The organism is Pedobacter metabolipauper (assembly GCF_004362715.1).
GTDB lineage: Bacteria > Bacteroidota > Bacteroidia > Sphingobacteriales > Sphingobacteriaceae > Pedobacter > Pedobacter metabolipauper.
In genome coordinates, this window is sequence record NZ_SNYC01000005.1 from 37,053 (window position 1) to 57,844 (window position 20,792).

The 20,792-nt window shown below is 43.5% G+C and carries 13 protein-coding genes; 3 read left to right on the forward strand and 10 right to left on the reverse strand.

The genetic code is table 11. The features are described from left to right. Positions 1-2: 2 nt before the first annotated feature. The 6 genes from ATK78_RS12610 to ATK78_RS12635 form a co-directional block, all read right to left on the reverse strand. Positions 3-3,407 (reverse strand): TonB-dependent receptor, encoded by a 3,405-nt coding sequence (locus ATK78_RS12610; protein WP_166664872.1) that lies wholly within the window; start codon positions 3,405-3,407, stop codon positions 3-5. A gap of 187 nt (positions 3,408-3,594) precedes the next feature. Then, positions 3,595-4,701, reverse strand: coding sequence for a FecR family protein (locus ATK78_RS12615; protein WP_133576492.1), 1,107 nt, complete (start codon positions 4,699-4,701; stop codon positions 3,595-3,597). Positions 4,702-4,781: 80 nt separating this feature from the next. After that, complete coding sequence (locus tag ATK78_RS12620) at positions 4,782-7,502, reverse strand: glycosyl hydrolase 2 galactose-binding domain-containing protein (RefSeq protein WP_133576493.1); 2,721 nt, start codon at positions 7,500-7,502, stop codon at positions 4,782-4,784. 63 nt (positions 7,503-7,565) lie between these two features. Then, positions 7,566-8,132, reverse strand: coding sequence for an RNA polymerase sigma factor (locus ATK78_RS12625; RefSeq protein ID WP_133576494.1), 567 nt, complete (start codon positions 8,130-8,132; stop codon positions 7,566-7,568). A gap of 133 nt (positions 8,133-8,265) precedes the next feature. Beyond that, the gene (locus ATK78_RS12630; RefSeq protein WP_133576495.1) at positions 8,266-9,189 is read right to left on the reverse strand and encodes a sugar phosphate isomerase/epimerase family protein; all 924 of its coding nucleotides are present in this window, start codon (positions 9,187-9,189) and stop codon (positions 8,266-8,268) included. A gap of 13 nt (positions 9,190-9,202) precedes the next feature. Next, positions 9,203-11,866 carry a PQQ-dependent sugar dehydrogenase gene (locus tag ATK78_RS12635; RefSeq protein ID WP_166664873.1) on the reverse strand — a complete coding sequence of 888 codons (2,664 nt, stop codon included), beginning with the start codon at positions 11,864-11,866 and terminating at the stop codon, positions 9,203-9,205. Between the two features lie 277 nt (positions 11,867-12,143). Between ATK78_RS12635 and ATK78_RS12640 the strand changes: the two genes are divergently transcribed. The 3 genes from ATK78_RS12640 to ATK78_RS12650 are packed head-to-tail and all read left to right on the forward strand — an operon-like array spanning position 12,144 to position 13,332. Then, positions 12,144-12,467, forward strand: coding sequence for an ArsR/SmtB family transcription factor (locus tag ATK78_RS12640; RefSeq protein WP_133576497.1), 324 nt, complete (start codon positions 12,144-12,146; stop codon positions 12,465-12,467). 7 nt (positions 12,468-12,474) lie between these two features. Further along, entirely contained in the window at positions 12,475-12,939 is a 465-nt protein-coding gene (locus tag ATK78_RS12645; RefSeq protein WP_133576498.1) for an SRPBCC domain-containing protein, read from the forward strand. Between the two features lie 6 nt (positions 12,940-12,945). Further along, positions 12,946-13,332 (forward strand): DoxX family protein, encoded by a 387-nt coding sequence (locus ATK78_RS12650; RefSeq protein ID WP_133576499.1) that lies wholly within the window; start codon positions 12,946-12,948, stop codon positions 13,330-13,332. A gap of 44 nt (positions 13,333-13,376) precedes the next feature. Here ATK78_RS12650 and ATK78_RS12655 read toward each other — a convergent pair whose 3' ends face one another. The 4 genes from ATK78_RS12655 to ATK78_RS12670 form a co-directional block, all read right to left on the reverse strand. Next, on the reverse strand, positions 13,377-14,387 hold the full coding sequence (locus tag ATK78_RS12655) for a type 1 periplasmic-binding domain-containing protein (RefSeq protein WP_133576500.1): 1,011 nt from the start codon (positions 14,385-14,387) through the stop codon (positions 13,377-13,379). A gap of 9 nt (positions 14,388-14,396) precedes the next feature. Next, complete coding sequence (locus ATK78_RS12660) at positions 14,397-16,397, reverse strand: beta-L-arabinofuranosidase domain-containing protein (protein ID WP_243732517.1); 2,001 nt, start codon at positions 16,395-16,397, stop codon at positions 14,397-14,399. 24 nt (positions 16,398-16,421) lie between these two features. After that, a complete protein-coding gene (locus tag ATK78_RS12665) occupies positions 16,422-18,380 on the reverse strand; it encodes a beta-L-arabinofuranosidase domain-containing protein (protein ID WP_166664874.1) in 1,959 nt (652 codons plus the stop codon). 64 nt (positions 18,381-18,444) lie between these two features. After that, the gene (locus ATK78_RS12670; protein WP_133576502.1) at positions 18,445-20,598 is read right to left on the reverse strand and encodes a hypothetical protein; all 2,154 of its coding nucleotides are present in this window, start codon (positions 20,596-20,598) and stop codon (positions 18,445-18,447) included. Between the last annotated feature and the right edge of the window lie 194 nt (positions 20,599-20,792).

Here is a 20,792-nt window from a genome sequence, read left to right on the forward strand (position 1 = left end):
TGTTATAGATCTAGTTTTAACCCAAAATTGAATACACGCTGAAGCGGATAAGCCAGTCCGTTGCCACCCATTTCCGGGTCCCATAGGTTGAAGGAACTGACCTTAAATAAGTTGGTACCACTCACATACAATCTAAGCGCGTCCACTTTGATCCTCCTGGTAAAACTTTTGTTGAGGGTGTAACCCAGTTCTACCTGCTTTAAACGCAGGAATGAACCATTCCTTAACCAATAGGTACTGGTCTGGGTGTTGTTATTCATTGCTGTTGTGCTTAAACGGGGCCAAAGGGCGTATACATTCTGGTTTTCTTCGGTCCAGTGACTATCGGCAATGGCCTGAAGCACTGCCTTTGGCGTTGTAATGTTACCAAATGGGGCGATCCCCTGGGTAGCATCGCCGGGCTGAGACGAAACCGGCGAAATGAACAGTGAAGTATTGGCTACACCGGAGAAAAAGAAAGAGAAGTCAAAATTTTTAAAGCCGGTAGATAAGCCGAACCCATAATTGATTTCTGGGGTGGTAGGATAACCGATAGGCACCATATCATCTGCATTCACTTTTCCATCTCCGTTAACATCTACATACTTAATGTCTCCACCTCTTACTATAGATCCGAAGGACTGTTCCGGGCTGTTGGCAACTTCATCATCGTCTACAAACAATCGCTCTGCAATATAGCCGCGCTGCTGACTGGAGGCAAGTCCGATCCTGCTCAGGTATGGATACGTGTAATAAGGTTCTTCATATTCAATATATTTACCCTGGGCAATGGTAAATGTACCTCTTCCCTGAAACCAAAGATCGCCGTTCACGATCTTGTTGAAGGAAGCTTCCATATCCAGACCCTGACTTCTGTATTTACCAAGGTTTACCAATGGTGAATTGACCAGCCCCAGTGAAGATGGCAGTGATGCCCGCGACTGTACAATGTCTTTACGGTCCTGACGATAAACATCAGCAGTAACGGTTAGTGCACCTTTGAACATTCCAAGATCTACACCTAAGTTTGTCTGTCTGGAGCGCTCCCAGCGCACTGTAGGATTCTCATAGCGGTTGGTAGAGATCCCGTTAACCGTTGTCAGGTTTCCAGGTGTACCGAACGAGAAACCGAAGTTGGGATTGTTCAGGTTAACATCTGACAGGTAGAAAAAACGTTCATCGGAGATGGCATCGTTTCCGACCATACCATGGGTTAGCCTTAACCTTAAGGTATTGATCAGGTCTTTAACCGGCTCCATGAACTTCTCATTGTTGATGGTCCAGGCCAGGCCTCCTGAGGGGAAGAAACCCCATCTGTATTTATCTGAGAAGCGTTCAGAGCCATTGTAACCAAATGCAAACTGCGCATGGAAACGGTTATCATAAGCGTAGGTAAAGCTTCCGGAAAAACTAACGTTCCTGAACGGCAGGGTATTTAACAGGGTGAAATTATCATCACTCGGCTGGGTAATGTTGTTTCTAAGGGTATTGATGACCATACCGGTTACACCATGTTTGTTGAAGGTACGGTTATAAGAAAAGGCATTTTCCATGTAGAACAACGCAACCAGTCCTCTTCCGCTTGGCTCAAAATTCAGGGTTTCTGTTCCTGTATTCGGGTTAAGGTTGGTATAGGTATATGCTCCCGTATTTGGATCTATCGCACCGGGGGTATAGTAAAAAGGATTGTACTGTCTTACAATACGGTATTCTGATTTGCGTGTTAGGTTGGCCAGACTCCGGAAGCTGAATCCTTCGGTAATAAAGGAAGACAGGTCCTGTCTTAGTTCTACCTGGGCCTGCATGTTGTTTGAATTGCGTTCCTGGTAACCCCTTACGACATTGGCATAAGGATTCCTGAAGGTTCCATTGCTGAAATTACCAAACATCGGATGATCGATATAACTTTGCTGGGGACCAGGGGTATACACGGGCTGAAACATAACCGGGTTAGATGTTAGTGCCTGTGCATAGGCTTCACTGCCAGTTACCGGCGGACCAGAATAGATTTGGAAGTTACCGATGGTCCTTACCATTAGCTGTGTAGACTTAGTCAGGTTAAAGTTGATGTTGCTTCTTAAGTTATAAGTTTTAAAATCTACATTGGTGTTGAAGTTATTGATCGGATTTACCTTTAAAAGTCCATTGTCCTGGGTTAGGCTACCGCTTACGGCGTAGGTAGCCAGATTCCCTCCCCCGCTGATGCTGAGGCTATAATTTTGTGTAGTGGTATGATCTTTAGTCAGCATATCCAGCCAGTTTACTGCTGGATACAGGAGTGGATTGGCACCGGCTGCTGTCATCGCGATCTTCTCATCCGAATAAAAGGGAACATCTGGCTGACGCGTCATGATCGCTTCATTGCTCATTTTCATAAAGGTTACCGGATCTGCGATCTGTAAGTCTTGTGTAGCCACCGAAAGCCTTTGTTCAGCACGAAAGCTTAGCCTTGCCGGACCGGAAGTTCCTTGTTTTGTGGTGACTACGATCACTCCATTTGCGCCCCTTGATCCGTATACGGCCGATGAGGTTGCATCTTTCAGAATAGAAAAACTTGCGATATCATCTGGCGGGATCCTTGCCAGTTCATCTGTGGTGACCTCCATATTATCGATCAGGATCAATGGTTTCTTGTTGACCCCAAAAGAACCTACTCCACGGATAAAGAAATCGGCATTGTCCAATCCTGGCTCCCCGCTTCTCTGAAATGAAACGAGTCCGCCAATCCTGCCCTGCAATGCAGCGGTAAGGTTACTGGATGGGATCTTGAGGTCTTTTGGAGAAATGCTGCTTACGGCCCCGATTAAGTCACTCTTCCTTTGAAGATTTCCAAAGGCGGTTACCACAACCTCATCCAGAACGTCATCAGATTCCCTCAAGGTAACATTGATGATCCTGTTCTTGCCTACCGGGACTTCCTGTACCTTAAAACTAATCATGGAAAAGACCAGTGTGGAACCATCGGGAACGCTCAGGATATAGCGGCCGTTTAAATCCGTTGCTGTTCCAATACTGGGTTTACTCTTTACGGTAACCGATACCCCCGGTAAGATCGCTCCGGTGGTATCTTTCACGATTCCGGAAACCTGAATGTCCTGCTGCACTACGGGTGCCGGTACCGGAACTGCGGGTGCTGTTCCTTTTTTTATGACAATTATATTTTCATTTAGTGTCCAGCTGAGGTTTTGTCCTTTAAAGAACTTATCCAGCACCGCTTTAATATCGGCCTGCTTAAAATTTACATCCAGCACGGGTGCATGATCTATCAGATCGCCATCGCAAACTACCTGGTAAGAAGTTTGCCTGGTTATTTCTTTAAATACGGTCTTAATGGATGCGCTTTTTTGGTTAAATGTAATTTTCTGAGCAAAACCGGCTGCACTGATCTTAAGACAGAGCACAACGATTAGAAAAAAAGTTACTTTCATTATACGCGAGATTTGATAATTAGGCATAAAGAGGACAAAGTCCTGCCTAATAAATTCGTGAAAATTCATACATTTGGTTATTTGGTTTATTTCTCTGTTGTAACTGGAGTTATTTCGTTTGGTAAACTGATGTAAATACCGGGGGTGTTTCGAGCACCTCTGGTATTATTTTTATTTTGAAGTAGCACTATTTCATCACAATGATCCTCCTTCCTGCTACTTTAAAGTGTATATCGCCGGTTAGCTCCAGTATTTCCAGTACTTTAGAGATTTCACTAAACCTGGTCATTGAGCCCCATACTTTTTTATCACTTACATTATCTTCATATACAATTTCTACGTTGTACCATCTGGCCACTTGTCTCATGCAATTCTCAATGGGTTCATTTTCAAAAAAGAACAGGTTATTTTTCCAGGCCACTTCGGTCTGTACGTCAACATTTGCTACGCGAAAGTTCTCTGCGCGATGTCCTGTAATGGCCTGCTCTCCAGGTTTCAGCAATACTTGCGTGGCGCCTTTTAACAGTATGCTCCCCTCTAACAGCGTTGTACGGATCTGTGGCTCATCTTCATAACTATTGACGTTAAAACGTGTTCCCAATACCTGTACGGTCTGCTTGCCAGAGACTACGCGAAATGGTTTTTTTGCATCTTTGGCCACTTCAAAATAGGCTTCACCCTCCAATTCAACCCTGCGTTCGGTTTCGGAAAAGATAATGGGAAATTTAATTTTAGAGGCGGCGTTTAGGGTTACCAATGTTCCGTCTGGCAGTGCGATATCATACCGACCGCCATTGGGGGTCTTTATGGTATTGTAGGCATCTACGGATTTACCGGTTGCCGTATTGACATAGACCAGTTTACCATCGGCAGTTTTGCTGACCTTTACCCCATGCTGGTTGATGGTACCCATCTTTGTGGCTGTATCCAGCAGCACAGTGGTTCCATCTGAGAGTGTAAGCGTTGCCTGATTTCTTCCAGGTACGATCTTGGCAGCCGCAAGCTCAATGGCATTCCCTTCTGATGAGTTTTTTTTTATGAAATAAAACGAAATTCCCATCGCTAAAACCAATATGGCGGCGGTACAGATGCGAATAAATAATTTACCAGACTGAGGCCGCCCGGGCAGTGCTGACCTGATCAGCGACAGATCTTCCAGAAATTCCTTCTCCGAAAGATCAAAAGCACCTGGTTTCCAGTTAAGGTACCAGCGCTCTATATACGCCTGCTCCTTTTCTGTGCATTCACCCCGTTCGTACCTTTCCAATAATTCCTGTAATTCCCTTTTTTCCATAATTACCTGACGATATGAATTCGCTTACGATAGAAAGACGAGCAACTGCCGCCGATAGAGTAGATAAATATTCAATTATTTTATTTTTGCAGGATCACCTCCTGATCTGCACCATTAAATCCTCCGGTAAACAACCTGATCACCTTGTTTTGGATCAGATCTGCAGGAATCTCGATTTGTACCATTTTCTGTTCGCCCGGCAGCAGATTAAAAAAGTTATCGCTGTAAAATGCAGGCTTAATACTTTTCCCATCCTGGTCTGCCAGCCTGAGCTGGGTAAAGAACGACAGGGAAGTGCCGGTATTTTTCACATTGGCTTTGATGGTTATTTTTTCTGCTGACCTGGTTTGACTGGCCTGTGTATTAAGGGTTGTTTTATTTAACTGGTTGATTTCCTGGAATCCGGATACTGCAGGACCTGTCATGGTCCATGCCCCTTTGTATTCGTCATTTGAGCGCCAATAGAATGCATCAGCAACGAACTTGCCTGAATTATCTGTAAGCACCAGCTTGATGAAATGTACCTGTGTGATATTTTTTGGAAAGGTTATTTTAAATACATCCTTATTCAGTCCGTCAGCGGGGATGTTGATGGTACTGTCCATGGTTAGCATTTCCTTACTATCCATGTTATACACGGTCGCCTTCAGTTTATATCCTTTAAAGGCACGTCTGTAATCGTTATATACTGAAACGGTATTTTTGAAGTAATCGAATTGCGGATGCAGCGGGGCCAGGCCGTTTTGAGTGTAATACAAGCCTGCAGTGGGTTCTAAAAACCAGTCGTAAAACCTTGCTGAAGTTTGTGGAACAGGGCTGTTGTGGTACCAAAATAAAAGGCCGGAGGCAAACCTGTCCCCATAGCCAAATTTATTATAATTCCATACTTCCCAGATCGCCCTGAAGTTCATAGCCCCAACAAACTGTGCCTTTTTAGCATAATCGTCAAGCGATCCGGGCTTTCCAAATTGCTCCACGGCTTCTCTGTATTTGGTTGTCATTTGATGAAAACCACCTCCATCCAGATAGCTCCATACGGCATTATTAGCGGGCCAAAGATCCTTCTCCGGCATCAGTTCCTTTAATGAAGATAGTATGGGCAGTATTGGTGCCCCATATTCTGGATTAAAACCATCGACCCTGCTTCCTCTCTTAGATGCGGTATTTTCGAAATACTGCATTGGATTTTCATATTTATATGGACTACCATCATGAATTCCGCAGCATTCGGATTGTGGTTGATACCCTTTTGTGGGATCCAGCCTGTGAATGAGTTCGGCTGCCCCCTTTATTTCTGTTGATTCATTTGCTGATACATAATACGCAGAGGAAGCATGGTTTCTGATCCTTTTCACCGTACTTTCCAGGTTTGCAAAGTACAATGCAGTATCTGTAGGGAAACGGGTATCTCCAGTTATCCAGAATTCACTCCAAACCAATATTCCGAATTCATCACACAACTGGTAAAAATAATCAGACTCTGCGATGCCCCCACCCCACAACCTTAAAAAATTAATACCTGCCTGCCGGGTGTATCTCAATTCTGCGTAAGTACGGCTCACTGAATTCCTTAGCATCGCTTCCGGCACCCAGTTGGATCCGCGGATGAAAACCGGATGCCCGTTTACGAGGAACCTTCTTGATCGGTCAGGGGTTTGTTGATCTGTGCTGATTTCGCGGATACCAAAGCGCGTGGAAGCTACTGTACCCGCACTCGACGCGCCATCTGCAGTAAATTTCAAATCCAGGCGATAGAGGTGCTGGTTGCCTTTATTAAGGGGCCACCAAAGTTTCGGTACCCTGATGCGAAGCTGTTTAAACTCGTTTGGCGTTAGTGTAATTGATCTTCTTTCACCGGCCTTTAAGGTAACTGCTTTGCTAAAACTGATTCCAGCATCTTTAACCTGAACAGACAAAACCCCTCTTTGCTGCCTGTTGGTGCTGTTAACCAGATCCAACTTTATTGTTTCTTCGGCAGAGGTGGTGTCTGGCAAGGGGAGCTTGGACATTACAAAAACATGCTCGATTAAAACCGGGCCGCTGGCAAAAAGTTCTACCTCTCTCCAGATACCGGTGTTTCTATCGCGGATGCCATCGGGAGCGGTAAAGTCCCAGCCAACAGACATCAGCATGCTCACATTTTTACCCATCTCTCCATCACCACCGTTGGCATTTTCACCAACTGCACCTGCCCTCACGTTTTTAGAGCGGTTGCTTGAGCCTGGTATATCTACAGGTTTTACTTTAACGGCCAGGATGTTCTTGCCCTTACGGTTTGCCAATTCTGTAATATCAAACTGCCGGGAATTGAACATGCCAGCCATGGTGCCAATATTTTTACCATTGAGCCATATTTCAGACCTATAATTGATGCCGTTAAATTTCAACCATATTTTCTTATCGCGAAAGTTGGCCGGGATATCAAATTCTGTTCTAAACCAATAATGGTAAAATTCTACACCTGCATCATTCAGATCCGGTATGATTCCCCGCTCCTTTCTATTGTTATCGCCGAAATACGGATCTGGGTAGACCTTATTGGCGACCAGGCTATTTAAAACAGTTCCTGGCACAACAGCGGGCATCCAGTCTGCTGCAGTATATCCGGCAGATGATAACTTTTCCGGGCTCACTTGTATTTCACTTACTTTCTTAAATTTCCAGGAGTAATTTGTTTTGGAGATATGATCCGCACTCAGAAATACAGATTGGCTGGATGATCTTGTACTTAAAGATCCGTGTTGTGCGAAAACAAATGCTGTGCAGCAAATAAAAAAAAGAGAAAAGTATACAAATTTCATATCGTTGGTTATTGTCAATCATCATCAAGACGATTAACACGAACGTATAGAGTAGAAGAATAGTTAAAATATCAGCATTAAAAACCTGGATAGTTTAGGTTTTAATATTTTTAATGCGTTATTGATCTGTTTTCTGACGGTTAGCTCAGAGATCTCTAGTTTATCAGAAATTTCCTTGTGGCTGAGGTAGCCTTTCCTGCTGAGGTTAAAAACAATTTTCATCTTTTCGGGCAGGGCTTCTATCTCTTTATTGATCAGCCTGTGGAGGTCACTTTGTCTCACTGCATGGTCTGTATTACCTGTAGCGGATTCCCAATCTTCATCTAAAGAATTTGCATACATGATTTCGCGTTTTTTACGCATCACCAGATCGATTATGCGGTTTCTAACTGCCTTATACAAATAAGAAGAAAGCGCAGTTTTTATGGTCATCTGGTCCCGCTTAACCCACAAGGTGGTAAACAATTCATGAATGAGGTCTCTTGCTTCGTCCCTGTCCTTTAAACGACGGTAAGCATGAATATACAACAGCCCGCTATACCTGTTATATATTTCAGTATAGGCACCGTGGTCACCGTTACAGAGTAACGCAAACAATTCATCGTCTGAGTACAGTTGATAGCTAGGCATATTTGGATGAACTAAGATATACATTTTTAGCAAACCCAATTATATCATTGTTGTAATTTATTATTATATATGTTTACGTAGCTAAATAATTACGCAATGAATTTAAGAAGCGGCATATTTCAGGCTTTCCATTTTATTTTTTGTACTGTTCCAGAATTTTCTCAAGCAAAGCCCTGGTCTTTCTAATGCCTTCTTCTTCCGAAAAACCATTTCCCTCCCATTCAATTCCTACTATCCCCCTGAATTTTGCGTCATGAATGATCTTGAACATACGTGTATAGTCGATATCCGGCTCATTGCCCTGCTCATCAAACCTGAAGGTCTTTGCGCTGATGCCTTTAGCAAAAGGCATCAGTTCTTTTACACCCTGATAAATGTCATATTGCTGAGTATCGCTGATCTTAAAATTTCCAAAATCTGGCAGGGTACCGCAATACGGACTGTTTACACCTTTCATCACATCAGATAACCATTTACCATTGGACGAGTAACTGCCATGGTTTTCTACAACGATGTTGATCTTATTCTTCTTCCCGTATTCTGTTAGCCGGCCGAGTCCGTCAATCACTGCCGTTTTCACATCACTTTCCGGGCCTTTCCCTAAAGCATTAACCCTTAACGTAAGGCAGCCCAGTGTTTTTGCTGCATCTACCCATTTATAATGGTTCTCCACCGCTTTGATCCGCTCCTTTTCATCCAGGTTACCTAAATCACCTTCATGATCTACCATGATCAGGTGGTTCTGTATCCCTTCATTTTTGGTTATGGTCAGCAATTCCCTGAGATAGGCCTGATCGGTTTCTTTGTTGTTGAAAAAACGACTTACATATTCTACGATATCAATTCCAAAGTCCTTTTTGGCTTTTAGCGGAAATTCCAAATTGGTCATCTTTCCAGCAAATAATGCCTTGTGGAAAGAATACTGTGCGAGGGAGATTCGGAAGAAGTCTTTTTTTTCCATTGCCAATACATCTAATGGTAATATAGTGCTCATACTTGTTGCTGCAGTGATTAAGCTCATATCCCTGATAAAGCTTCTGCGGTCCTGTATTTTCATAATTTTAATATTATTATATGCCCAGCATGTTGATGAATGATATTTTTTGGTCTTTTTCTGTAAAGACCAGCCAAAGGTTATGCTTGCCTTTTGTTTCCTTCAAGCCGGCAATAGAAGAACCGTTTGTAGTCTTTCCGATTATTGGTCCTGCTGGCGAATCCAGATGGACCTCTATGGCACTGGTGCTATTTCCTGCCATCACAAACTCCATCCCTTTCAATTCTGTCAGGTCAATTTCCTTTAGCTGAAGAAAAGCTCCAGCTATTTTAGCACTGGCAACGGTCCTATCTTTGTTAAAGTTCATTTGATTGGAACCATCGGTATTATTTACCGGGATATTCGGGTTTTTCAGCACCACAATATGTTCTCCAAATTGCGCCGGGGCGAATTTTGTTCCCCGGTCTTTATATGCTGCGCGGAAGATGAAGGTACCTTTATTGGTTTGTCCTTGTTTTACATTTGTTGTATACGTTCCCTTAACCGGAAGGTTTTTCCCTACAGGGTTCTTTTTACTGAGGCTCAGGATATACTTAATGATAGAATTGACTTCAGTTTGCGACATGGAAGAATGCGCAGGCATCATGGCATCACCCCACACTCCCGAGCCTCCGCTGATCACTTTTTTAGCCAATACTGCTTCCGCAGTTTTGCTGCCCTGGTATTTTAAGGCTACCTGTTTGAAGGATGGCCCGAGTGATTTGGTATCCAGCGCATGACAAGCATTGCAGTCGCTTTTCTTAATCAGACCCTTTGCAGACGCAAATTGTGCGCTGACATCAAATGTTTTTTGCTGTTGGGCGATCACGGTCATGTCATATCCTTCTGAAAGGTAATTTATGGATACGGCGACCTGTGGAGAAAGGATCCGCTTGCTGGCCAGACTTCCATCCTCTTTATCGGTTACACTTACCGCATATCTGATGGTCTTGCCTGGGAAATAAAAGCTGGAATTTCCACTGATAAAATCAAACTTCACAACCGGAACCGCATTTCCTGCTGCAATCTCTACTGTTTTACTATTTTTTGCTCCGCCAGGATCCGTTACGGTAAGCACGGCTTTATAGATACCTGGTGTATTGAGCAAGAGTTCTGGATTGGCTAACTGGCTCCTGTAGCGTACTACGCCTGCCCTGCTGATCTTCCAATCATATTTTAATGAATCTCCATCGGCATCTGCAGTACCTGCGGAGGATAGGTTCACTTTCAAGGGTAAGGCTCCGGCAGTTTTACTGGCTGCTACCTGTACCGCTGGTTTCCGGTTGCCGCCATTGAATTCTATGCGGATCAGTTCAGCCTCGGGATTGTCTTTGAAATAACCATTTCCATATTCCAATACATACAGGCTGCCATCCGGGCCGAATTTCATGTCTATGGCCCCGTATAGTTTGAGATCAGGGAGAAAACGCTCCATTGATTTATAATTACCCAATTCATCGAGTGTTACAGACAGGATCCAGCCCCGTACCCAATCGGTGATCAGCCATTTGCCTTCATAGTAGGCAGGAAAAACCCTGGCCCCATTTTTAAAATCAGACTTGTGAAAGACCGGACCGCCAACTGCACTTCTTCCGCCGCTCCCCATTTCAGGAAATTCCGGGCTGATCACATATGGATACCAGATCATTGCGCCTATTGCCGGCGGCAGCATTTGCTGCCCTGTATTGTTCGGTGATTTGTTCAATGGTTTAAGCGGATCATACAGCTCACCTGATTTTTTTGTAGCAAAATCATAGTTCCGATAGGCCTGGTTATCCCCTACAAAATATGGCCAGCCATAATTACCTGCCTTTTTAGCCATGTTAAACTCATCATAGGACCTTGGACCTCTACTTTCCGATCCATTTGAACCATCAGGACCTACTTCTCCCCAGTAAAGCCAGTTCGTTTTACTGTCAACCGTTAGCCGCCACGGATTTCTGTTGCCCATGGTATAGATCTCTGGTCTTGTGTTCGGTGTTCCTTCAGGGAAAAGATTGCCCGCGGGTATGGTATAGGTGCCATCCGCTTCGGGATGGATCCTCAGGATCTTACCCCGCAGGTCGTTGGTATTACCTGATGATTTCTGTGCATCCCTGGGGGCTGCTCCCGGGCGTTCATCTATTGGTGTGAAGCCATCTGAGGATTTGGAGTAAGTATTGTCTCCCGTGCTTAACAGCAAGTTCTTGTCTTTATCGAATACCATACCGCCACCGACATGACAGCATTCTTCGCGCTGCACGATCACATCGAGGACTTTTTTTTCAGTTGACAGGTTCAGCCTTCCACCTTTCCAGGTAAAGCGCGACAGCCGGTTGACCGATTCATTTTTAGGTGAATAGAAGATGTATATCCAGTGGTTGATGGCATAGTCAGGATCGAGGATCACTCCCTGAAGTCCATCTTCCCCTTCGCTGCTTTCACCGCTTTTTTTCAGGTATTCCCGGCTTACCTGTAAATCGGCTATGACTTCCATCTTATTGGTTGCCGGGTCATAAAGTTTTAGCTTACCCTTCCGTTCTGCATACAACACCTTTCCGCCATCCATAATCTGGAACTGCATCGGTTCTTCCAGCTTTTGAGCCAGTACAACCTTCGTAAACCTGTTGGTTTCAGGTTTACCTTCTTGTGCAACAACAGGCAACTGCAACAAAAGCAGTAACAAAAGGCTAAGCCCTTTAAGACCAATAATTTGATTCATTCTCATTTTTAACTTACTATTTATGCTGTAATTTACTTCTAAAAGTTTAGATGTACACCAGAGACAGAGAGCTTGCACATGCTGGTTGCCTTTACACGTGGTCGCCCATCACTCAATTGGTTCTCTTAAATGCTTTTATTTCATAATTTCCAGGCAGCAGCATAGATCTGCTTATCCTGAACAAGACGATTGGCTTTCCTTCATAGAGTAGATAAAATTAAGAATTATTTGCGTAGTTAAATAACTACACGTATACTTGTAGTCAAATAGCTACATAATGAATTTAAGAAGAGATGTATTTCAGGCCATAGCAGATCCCACCAGGAGGGCGATACTCCTGCTGGTTGCTTCGCAATCAATGACTGCTGGTGCCATTGCCGCCAACTTTGACACGGCCAGACCAACTGTTTCCAAGCATCTGCAGATCCTTACCGAATGTGAATTGCTGAAGCAGGAGCAAAATGGCAGGGAGATCCATTACTATATCAACGCTAAAAAAATGAAAGCGGTAGCTGAATTTATTGAACCCTTCCGTCAGATGTGGGACGACAGATTCAATAAACTGGAAGCCATTATGAAAAATTACAAACCTGACCAATAGAAAACCTATGGAAAACAAGACCAAGATCAATGCTGAAGATGGTAAACAAGACCTGGTGATTACCAGGGAATTTGACCTGCCTCTGGAATTGCTGTTTAAAGCCTATGTAGAGCCCGAAATTGTGGAACAATGGATGGGAACGAAAGTGCTGCTGCTTGAAAGTAAAAAATACGGCAGTTATCAATTTGAAACAACCGATCCCACTGGAAACAAACATGGTTTTAATGGGGTGATCCATGATTTTATTCTGAATGAAAAGATCACGCGGACATTTGAAATGGAGAACACCCCATTTCCAGTATGGCTGGAATATCTCGAATTTGAAAGACTAAGTTCGGATACCAGCAAACTTACCATGCATGTGGTATATAAATCGGCTGCGCTGAGAGATCAGCTGCTGCAGCTGCCTTTTGCCCAGGGCATAAACTGGGCACATAACCGACTGCAAGAAATTGTAACCAAACTAAAATAACCAACCATGACCACAAAGACTATCAAAATTATCTATTGGATTGCCACCATCTGGCTCGCGCTGGGCATGACCTCAACTGGAATTGTGCAATTGTTAAAGTTGAAAGACGAAGCCGACATGATGAAAAGCCTGGGTTATCCGCTCTATTTTCTAACCCTGCTGGGTGCTTGGAAAATTCTGGGCGTTGTAGCGGTGTTAATCCCCAGGTTTCCATTGCTGAAAGAATGGGCCTATGCAGGCTTTTTCTTTACGATGACTGGTGCGATCTTTTCTCACTTTGCTATTGGTGATGATGCCATATCATTTTTTGGACCCGTGCTGTTATTAGTGCTGACTGTTGTATCATGGTATTTCAGGCCGGAGGGTAGAAAAATTGGCTGCCCCATTATTTGATCCACTCTTCGAACTTGAATCAGAAATAGATCAAACTTATCATACTACAATGATTGACGGCTATAAAAAATAAACTTATTTTTAACGGTGCTCCTGTCTTTTTTCAGGAGCAACTCAGCCGCTGTCCTTCCCATGGCTGCGAAGTCTGTGCTTACCACCGTGATTCCTAAAAGTTCCTTCCAGGCTGTTTCATTAAAAGACAGCAGCCCAATATCGTGTCCCATGATCAGTTTTGATGTTTTGATCTTTTTGACTGCTATTCCAAGTTCATCGTCTGTAAGCACAATATAAGCGGTTCCCTCTTTCATTACAACATCGCTTATATCTTCTGTTAGTATAAATTCTTTATTCTGGCTATGACAGAAAGCCCTGATCCCGGACACAATTTCTATGGATTGGTTACTTTGTTCAGCTAAAATGAGATTGACGGCATCATATTTATCGAATGCATCTTTTCCGTTCATCAGTGCATCAAAGATATCGTGTTCAAAATCCTGATAAACATTGATTACCTCCCTTTCCAATTGGACCTGTTCGTCCAGAACAACTAGCTTAGAAGCGGTAACTGTATTCAACAAGTGGACATAAGCCGAACTTTGATTGCCTTTTAAGCCTTGTGGCATCACTACAAAGTAGTGGTATAGGTCTCTGTTTGCTTCAATGATATCCTTAAATATCTCGATACTGTTATGAAAGATCTGAATGTCTACTTTCGAATTTTGACCCAAACCATGAACAAATGATTCGTACACCTCCTTTTTATAATCATTAAGCTCGTTCAAGATCATTAAAACCCTGATTTCCTTCAGGGCTCCCCTGACTACATAAAACCCTTTTCCCGCTACACTGACTATATACCCCTGACTACGCAGCAAATTATAGCCATTTTCAACCGTCTCCTTAGCAATCTTATGATTTTTGCTGAATTCCCTGATCGATGGCAAACAAGAATTGACTGGCAGAATTCCCGCTTCTATATCAATCATGATTGACCTGGCCATCTGTTGATGCTTAGCAACCTTTGAATGCTTATCTATAAAAATTTCGTATGGCATAATTATGCGTTATTTTCTTCCTACTAAAGGAAATTGAGAGATCCGAAGCGTAGTACAGCCGTAAGGCACTAAGGTAACTTCTTCCTCTTCTCTTTCACTTTCCAGACCATAGATGTGGCTATATGGAATTGGTCCGGCCATTTCATTGTACAGGTTCCAGGAAGGAATTCGCTTTGCCTTTGTCTTAATCTGTATGGGTGCATTTTCGAGGTTCCATGGATAATTGGTGTTCTTACCGGTAATTTCTATTTTAAAATTATCCTTTAGTTTGTCCTCGCTCATGTCAAACAATCCATAATTCCATGGTGTAGTTGGGCGGACCTCGGTATAAGATGTACCATATTCAAGCGGATCTTTGGTGTTCTCTACAACTTTCACGTCCTCTCCTATTTTTAAAGCGTAGGTAATTGGCCCGCGTTCTACAGACATAGAATTCTCATACCATTTACTTTTGAAAATGTGCATGGGCAACTGAAGTTCAATCACATCGCCAGACTTCCATAACCGGTTAACTTTAACGATCTGGTTGCCTTTTGATTCGAGAATGGTCTCTCCATTTACTTTTATTACCCCTTTTTTGCACCACTCTGGTATGCGCAGGTGCATAGGAAATTCAACTGATTTTTTTGTTTTCAATGTGAATCTGATGCTTTCTTCGAAGGGATAATTGGTCTCCTCTAAAATGGTAACCTCTATTCCGCCGGCAACTTTGGTGGTTACTTCACTTGGTGAATATACGAGTGCTGCTATTCCCTTATCGGCTGTGGTATAAAATAGATTTTGCGCAAACTTTGGCCAGCCCTGGTGCATGTTCGATGCACAACAAGGATAGCCGGTGAGTAATCCATAACAAACATCTGTACCGCCGTGATTGTCTCCGAAATTATGCATCTGCCTGGTCAGCATCACCTGGTTGGCCTGTTGAAAGTATTGATGGGTTTGAAAGTCATCAGAAATCTGCGTGGGCAGTGCATTAAAAGCAATTTTCTCCAGCTGATCTGCATAGTTGACATCGCCTGTGATCTCTAATCCTGATTCCAGTGTGAACATCATTTCTACAGCAGTACAAAGTTCAGATCCTTGTGTTGGATTGTTACCATGTAAGGCTTCATCTCCTCCGTATAATCCATGAGCCATGCCATTATACTTTCTAAGATCCTGGAAGCCCTTTTTCATCGCATCAAGATAGTTTTGTTCGGGATGATGCTGATAATAAATAAATGGGGCTTTCATTCCCTGTGCCAGATTTACAGTATGAATACTGCCCATTTTGCTGAGCATATCTGTATTTAAAAAGGCATTGGAAAAGTCAAAACTCTGCTTGTAAATTAAGTCGCCCAGTTCCAGTAAAAATTGATCCCCGGTGATGTTGTAAAGCCAGTAAACCACCATCAGGTTATCCCCTGCCCGGTACTTAGCCCAATAGGTCCAGTTGTCTAAAGGCTTCGACGGCAATTCTTTCAATTGGTATTTGAAATAATTAGTCATCAATGTGATCACCCTTTTATCGCTTGTAGCTGAATAATATTGCTTCAGGATCTTTAGCATCACCATTTTAGGCCACCAATCCCTGCTGTTGTCCCTTTGAATACCTCTTTCACCAGGATAGTCTTTTGAGGGGCCAAAATATCCGTCAGCGGTCTGGCTTTTAATAGACCATTCTACCCAGGGCTTTACTTTTGCAATCAGTTCCTTGTCTTTTAACAGGTAAGCCAATGGCAACAGTCCATCAACCCAGTATGGTCCACGCTCCCATTGGTCACCATCACCGCCGAGCCATCCGTTCCGTTCGTTCATTACCGCAGGGTACAATTTATCGAGCTGGCCTGTAGATCCATTCTTTTGTCGCACCAACATTTCCAGAAGCCAGCCCTGAGGTTTTATTGCACCTAATGGCAATTCCTTATAAGGTGTTTCTATAAGTCCCGGTCTCGGGTTTGTTTGTTGCGAAAAAGCAGTAGCGGCAAGTAAAAGAGCTGGTAGTAAAAGGCTAAATTTTATTTTCATCATGTATATCTATCTTGGCAGACCGTGTTATTTTATTGCATTTTGATCATATCTTTTAAGCAGGTCCGGGAACACAGTGAGCCGCAATTCCGTTGTACCCATTGGCACAAGCGTCATTTTCTGCTCCTTACCCAGATCAATTACTGAAGGCAGCTGAGGCGTATATGTTTCCCGGTATAATGACCAGTTCTTTATAGCTACGGCATCTAAAGTTAATTTTACCGGTGTTGTGTCAGGATTCCAGGGATCAGAAAAATCTGAGGTCTGTACAACTTCCACGTTGCTTTTTCCCAGCGGTGCTAAATTCCATGCCGATACCGGCGTTTTAAAAGTTGAATTAAACACCACATTCTCATTGGTTTTGCTGCCTTTAATTTCAGTTTTAGCATCAATTGACAGTGAATATACCAATGGGCCTCTTTCAAATGCAATCCCGTTTTCAGGCAAATATACTGGTTTAACTGTCATTGGCAGCAATAAGTCTATCACATCTCCATTGTTAAATAACCGGTCTAGCTTAGCAAAAGTACCTGCATCACATTTAAGATCTGACGGCTTGCCATTAATGAGCACTTTTGCGCTGTCACACCAGGATGGGATTCTAAAAGACAGCGTAAAGTTTGCCTTTTTATCCAACGCAATACGGAAGCGTACATTCTGATCAAAAGGATAATTGGTTTCTTCCTTAATGGTAACCTCACCTTTTACACCTTTCAGTTTGGTGTTATAAACCGATGCGGAGTAGAGCGCAGCCACGATACCTGTATCGCCACTTTTCATCCACATGCGTGAACAAAAAACAGGCAGCATCCGGTTCACATTTCCTCCGCAGCAAGACGGACGGTGGTTTATTTTAAACGCGGATCGGTCACGACTGGTCATATACCAGGGTTCATGATCATTCCAGTGACTGGACAGCCCATCTGCGATAACCTGATTTGGACCTGAGTAGTACTGGTACGACTTGAAGTCTTTTGTTACCGATCCCATTCCGGCATTGAAGCATATTTTTTCAATTAAGTCGCCCCATTGCGCATCACCGGTAGCCTGCAGCAAATAGCCGAGTGCCCATTGCATATCGCTCACTGTACAGGTTTCATGTACCTCGTTGCTGAAATTACCATCATGTAATTCATTTCCAGAGGTTAAGCCATCTACCAAACCGTGATATTTATATAACTTATGAACGCCTTTTAGCGCCGCGTCCAGATATTCCTTTTTACCAGTACTGATGTAAAGGATGATTGGGATTTTAAGATTTTCACTATAGCTTACTGAATGTGAACGGGGAACATCATCGGCATTCATGGCTTGTATTGAATACTGACCGCCTGAAGCGTTGAATGCTTTATAGGCATCTTCAGATTTCTGAATAAAGAAGCTTTCGCCTGTTTGCTGATAGATCCAGCATAGCATTTCAATATGCAGAATAAGACGGTCTTTAAAAAAGTCGTCCTGACCTGGTGCGCCGCTCAGGCTTACATATTTAGGAGAATGGTAATTGCGTTTTAGTGCATTGATGATTTTTTTATCTCCTGTTGCCTCATATTCTGCCATCACAGCCCGGAAGAAAACGACTTCCGGCCACAAGAAGCTGATATCTTTAGGTCCGATAAAGCCGGTACTATCCGGGTTATTGATTTGAAAGCGGATCCATTCTCTCACTTTTTCCTGAAGTGCTTTATCGCCTATCAGATACCCGCAACGAAGGGCACCGTCTGCCCAGTATCCTGTCTGCTCATATTGTGCCCAGTCGTTCATTTTCTTATTTTCGGCGTATCCCCAGCCTTCTTTATCAAATGGGTCTCCGGCAACCGCAATGTGACCGGTTAGTCCATCCCGTTGTCTCTCAAGCATATTTCGCATCCAGCCCTTGGGCGTCAGCGAATTTACCGGCGTTTCCTGAAAAACTGCGAAATTATTCTGCGCACCGGCACTTAAACATCCAAGTGACAGGCATAGCAACGTTGTAATTATTCTTTGCATATTCTTATTGAAAAATGGCGTCGCAAGCACATGCAAGCGACACCAATGAAATATATTAATTGAATTAAAGGGCAGGTTTAAGTTCTTCATACTTTACCGTCCAGGAACCATCCTTAGGAAAGCCGGGTGCTGATCCGTTTGAACCATCCCATCCGGCAGCCATCATGGCTACTGCGTAAAGCAATCCGCCATTACTTGGAAAATAAGGGTATGGTGATACACCTCCGCCAGAAAGGCCATGCTCATCCCAGGTAAAGCTTGGGTAGTTCAGCAGGTAATCAAGCGCTTTATCCGGATGTCCCAAACGTGCTTCCGTCATGGCCAGCATTGGAAAGTCCCATCCCCAGGTATGCTCAAATTTCCATTTCTGTCCAACCGCAGCCATTGTTCTTTCCATAGTTGGTATATCTACACCATCTCCGGGAAGCACTCCAAAAGCACCGATAAGGGCAGGGTGTTCAAAGTTGTACACGGTCCACATTTTATGGATATTTTCCCAGGATTCGTACATACCATCTTTTTGTGGCAGGTCTGATAACTTTGCGAGCACATCTTTATATTTTTTGTTCTCAGCAAGTCCCATGCGTTTTCTCCATTCTTGTGCTAAACGCAGTCCTGTTCTCCAGTAACTTAATTCGAATACCGGGTTGATGGTTGAACGCTGGTCTGCATTTTCAGACACTACCTGTAATGGATAACCCAGGATGTACCGGTTTTCACGCCTGTTATAAACAGGAAATGAAGCCATAAAGTCGGCAGTCTTCAAAACCACATCTTTCCATTTATCAATTGTTGCCTGTGTTGGGTTGCTGCGGTATTCCAGCTCTGCAAAGAAGATCGGGTGCGGTTGCTGCCAGATAAGCAGCGGGTTGGTTTCATTCGGCCATTCCCAGCGTTCGCGGTCTCCCAGTGTTTTTGGCCAGCGTACTCCGTCATAACCTTGTTCTTTTGCTTTTGGTATGTAGTAGGACAGATCAGTACGGTAAATACTGGTTAATCCATCCATTTTCGACATACGTCCCCACAATGCGTAATGCGCAGCATGCCACCATAACATTTCCATATGGTATTTGCCATACCATCCGTTATTTACCAAACCACTTTCTTGCGGAGGCAGTTGTCCGGCTTCGTTCACTTCCATCAGGTATTGAGATAATACCACACGACGTTCCAGTTCTTTCCAGCGCGGATCTTTACTTTGCGAAAGATCGATAGCGCCTCCGGTGTTCCAGAAAGTCTTCCATTTTTGTACACTGGCTTGTCTTGTTACTGCGAATCCAGGCAACTGTAAGGTTGTGCCCTGATCGCGGAACCCTAATGCGACTTCAATAGATGATCCACCTGTTGGTGAGAGCTGATAGGTGTGCATATCTTTGCTTTCCAGTTTCCCACCGCCTTTCCATTCCAGCAATACATCAAAACGTGTGGAATCGAGTTTACGCTCAAAAACAGCTTTATCATTTCCAATAGTTGCCGTAGTGATGTGCTTGTTTGGATAACGCCAGTCGCCCGCATTACTGAATTCGTCATTTGATGCATACGGGAATTCTAACTGCAAAATGATCTTACCGTCATTTAGCTTCGGGGCCTCTACTTTTACCGAGATCGCGTCCTTTTCAGGATGGCATATGGTAGTTACTGTTACTTTTTTTCCGGCAACTTCATAGCTGCTTACGGAGATGCCCGTCCAGAGGTCGAGATCCTGTACCGGTGATTTTATATCCTGTAGTGTAAGTATCTTTCCATCATTGCCTTTAAAGACAAATTTTAATCTGCCCAGGTTAAGACGTTGTGGGTTGGCCCGCATCCAGTAGTACAGATCACGTTCCTTTTCATTGTGAACGTCATAGCGAATTGTTTTGTCCTGGGTATTCCATTCGCTTCCTTTATATTTATAGGGGTCTTTTCCACCAGGTACGGGAAATTTGTGCCAGCCCCAGTCTGACAGGGTATTGGCATCGTTGTTAAAGGTTTGCAGCCCCGTAGCATCAAAGCCGAAGGCGAAATGTCCGTTACCTACCTGTGTTGGCCCTCTCAGATCATTTTTTGTGAGGTGAAGGTTGTGACGGCTCACCACTGCCTTACGGTCAATTTTCTGGGCATTGACAGTTTCCGTGCAACTGAGTATCACAACTGCAATCAGACTGCATTTAAACAGCTTAAAAAGCCTTCTGTTCCTGATACCTCTAATTTTTTTTAATGAATTCTCAATTCTCATTGTGTGTATGTGTAGTTTGTTTTTATATTCAAAAGATGCCAGTGGGAAACTACCCCACTGGCAAAACCAAATTAACCTTTATTAAATTAAGCAAGCCAAACAGCTATGAGGCCTATTACAAATTTACTTTTGGCATTAGTTTCCAGGTTGTAAAAAAACCTGAATTTGTAGTATTTTTTGGCATATTAACCCTG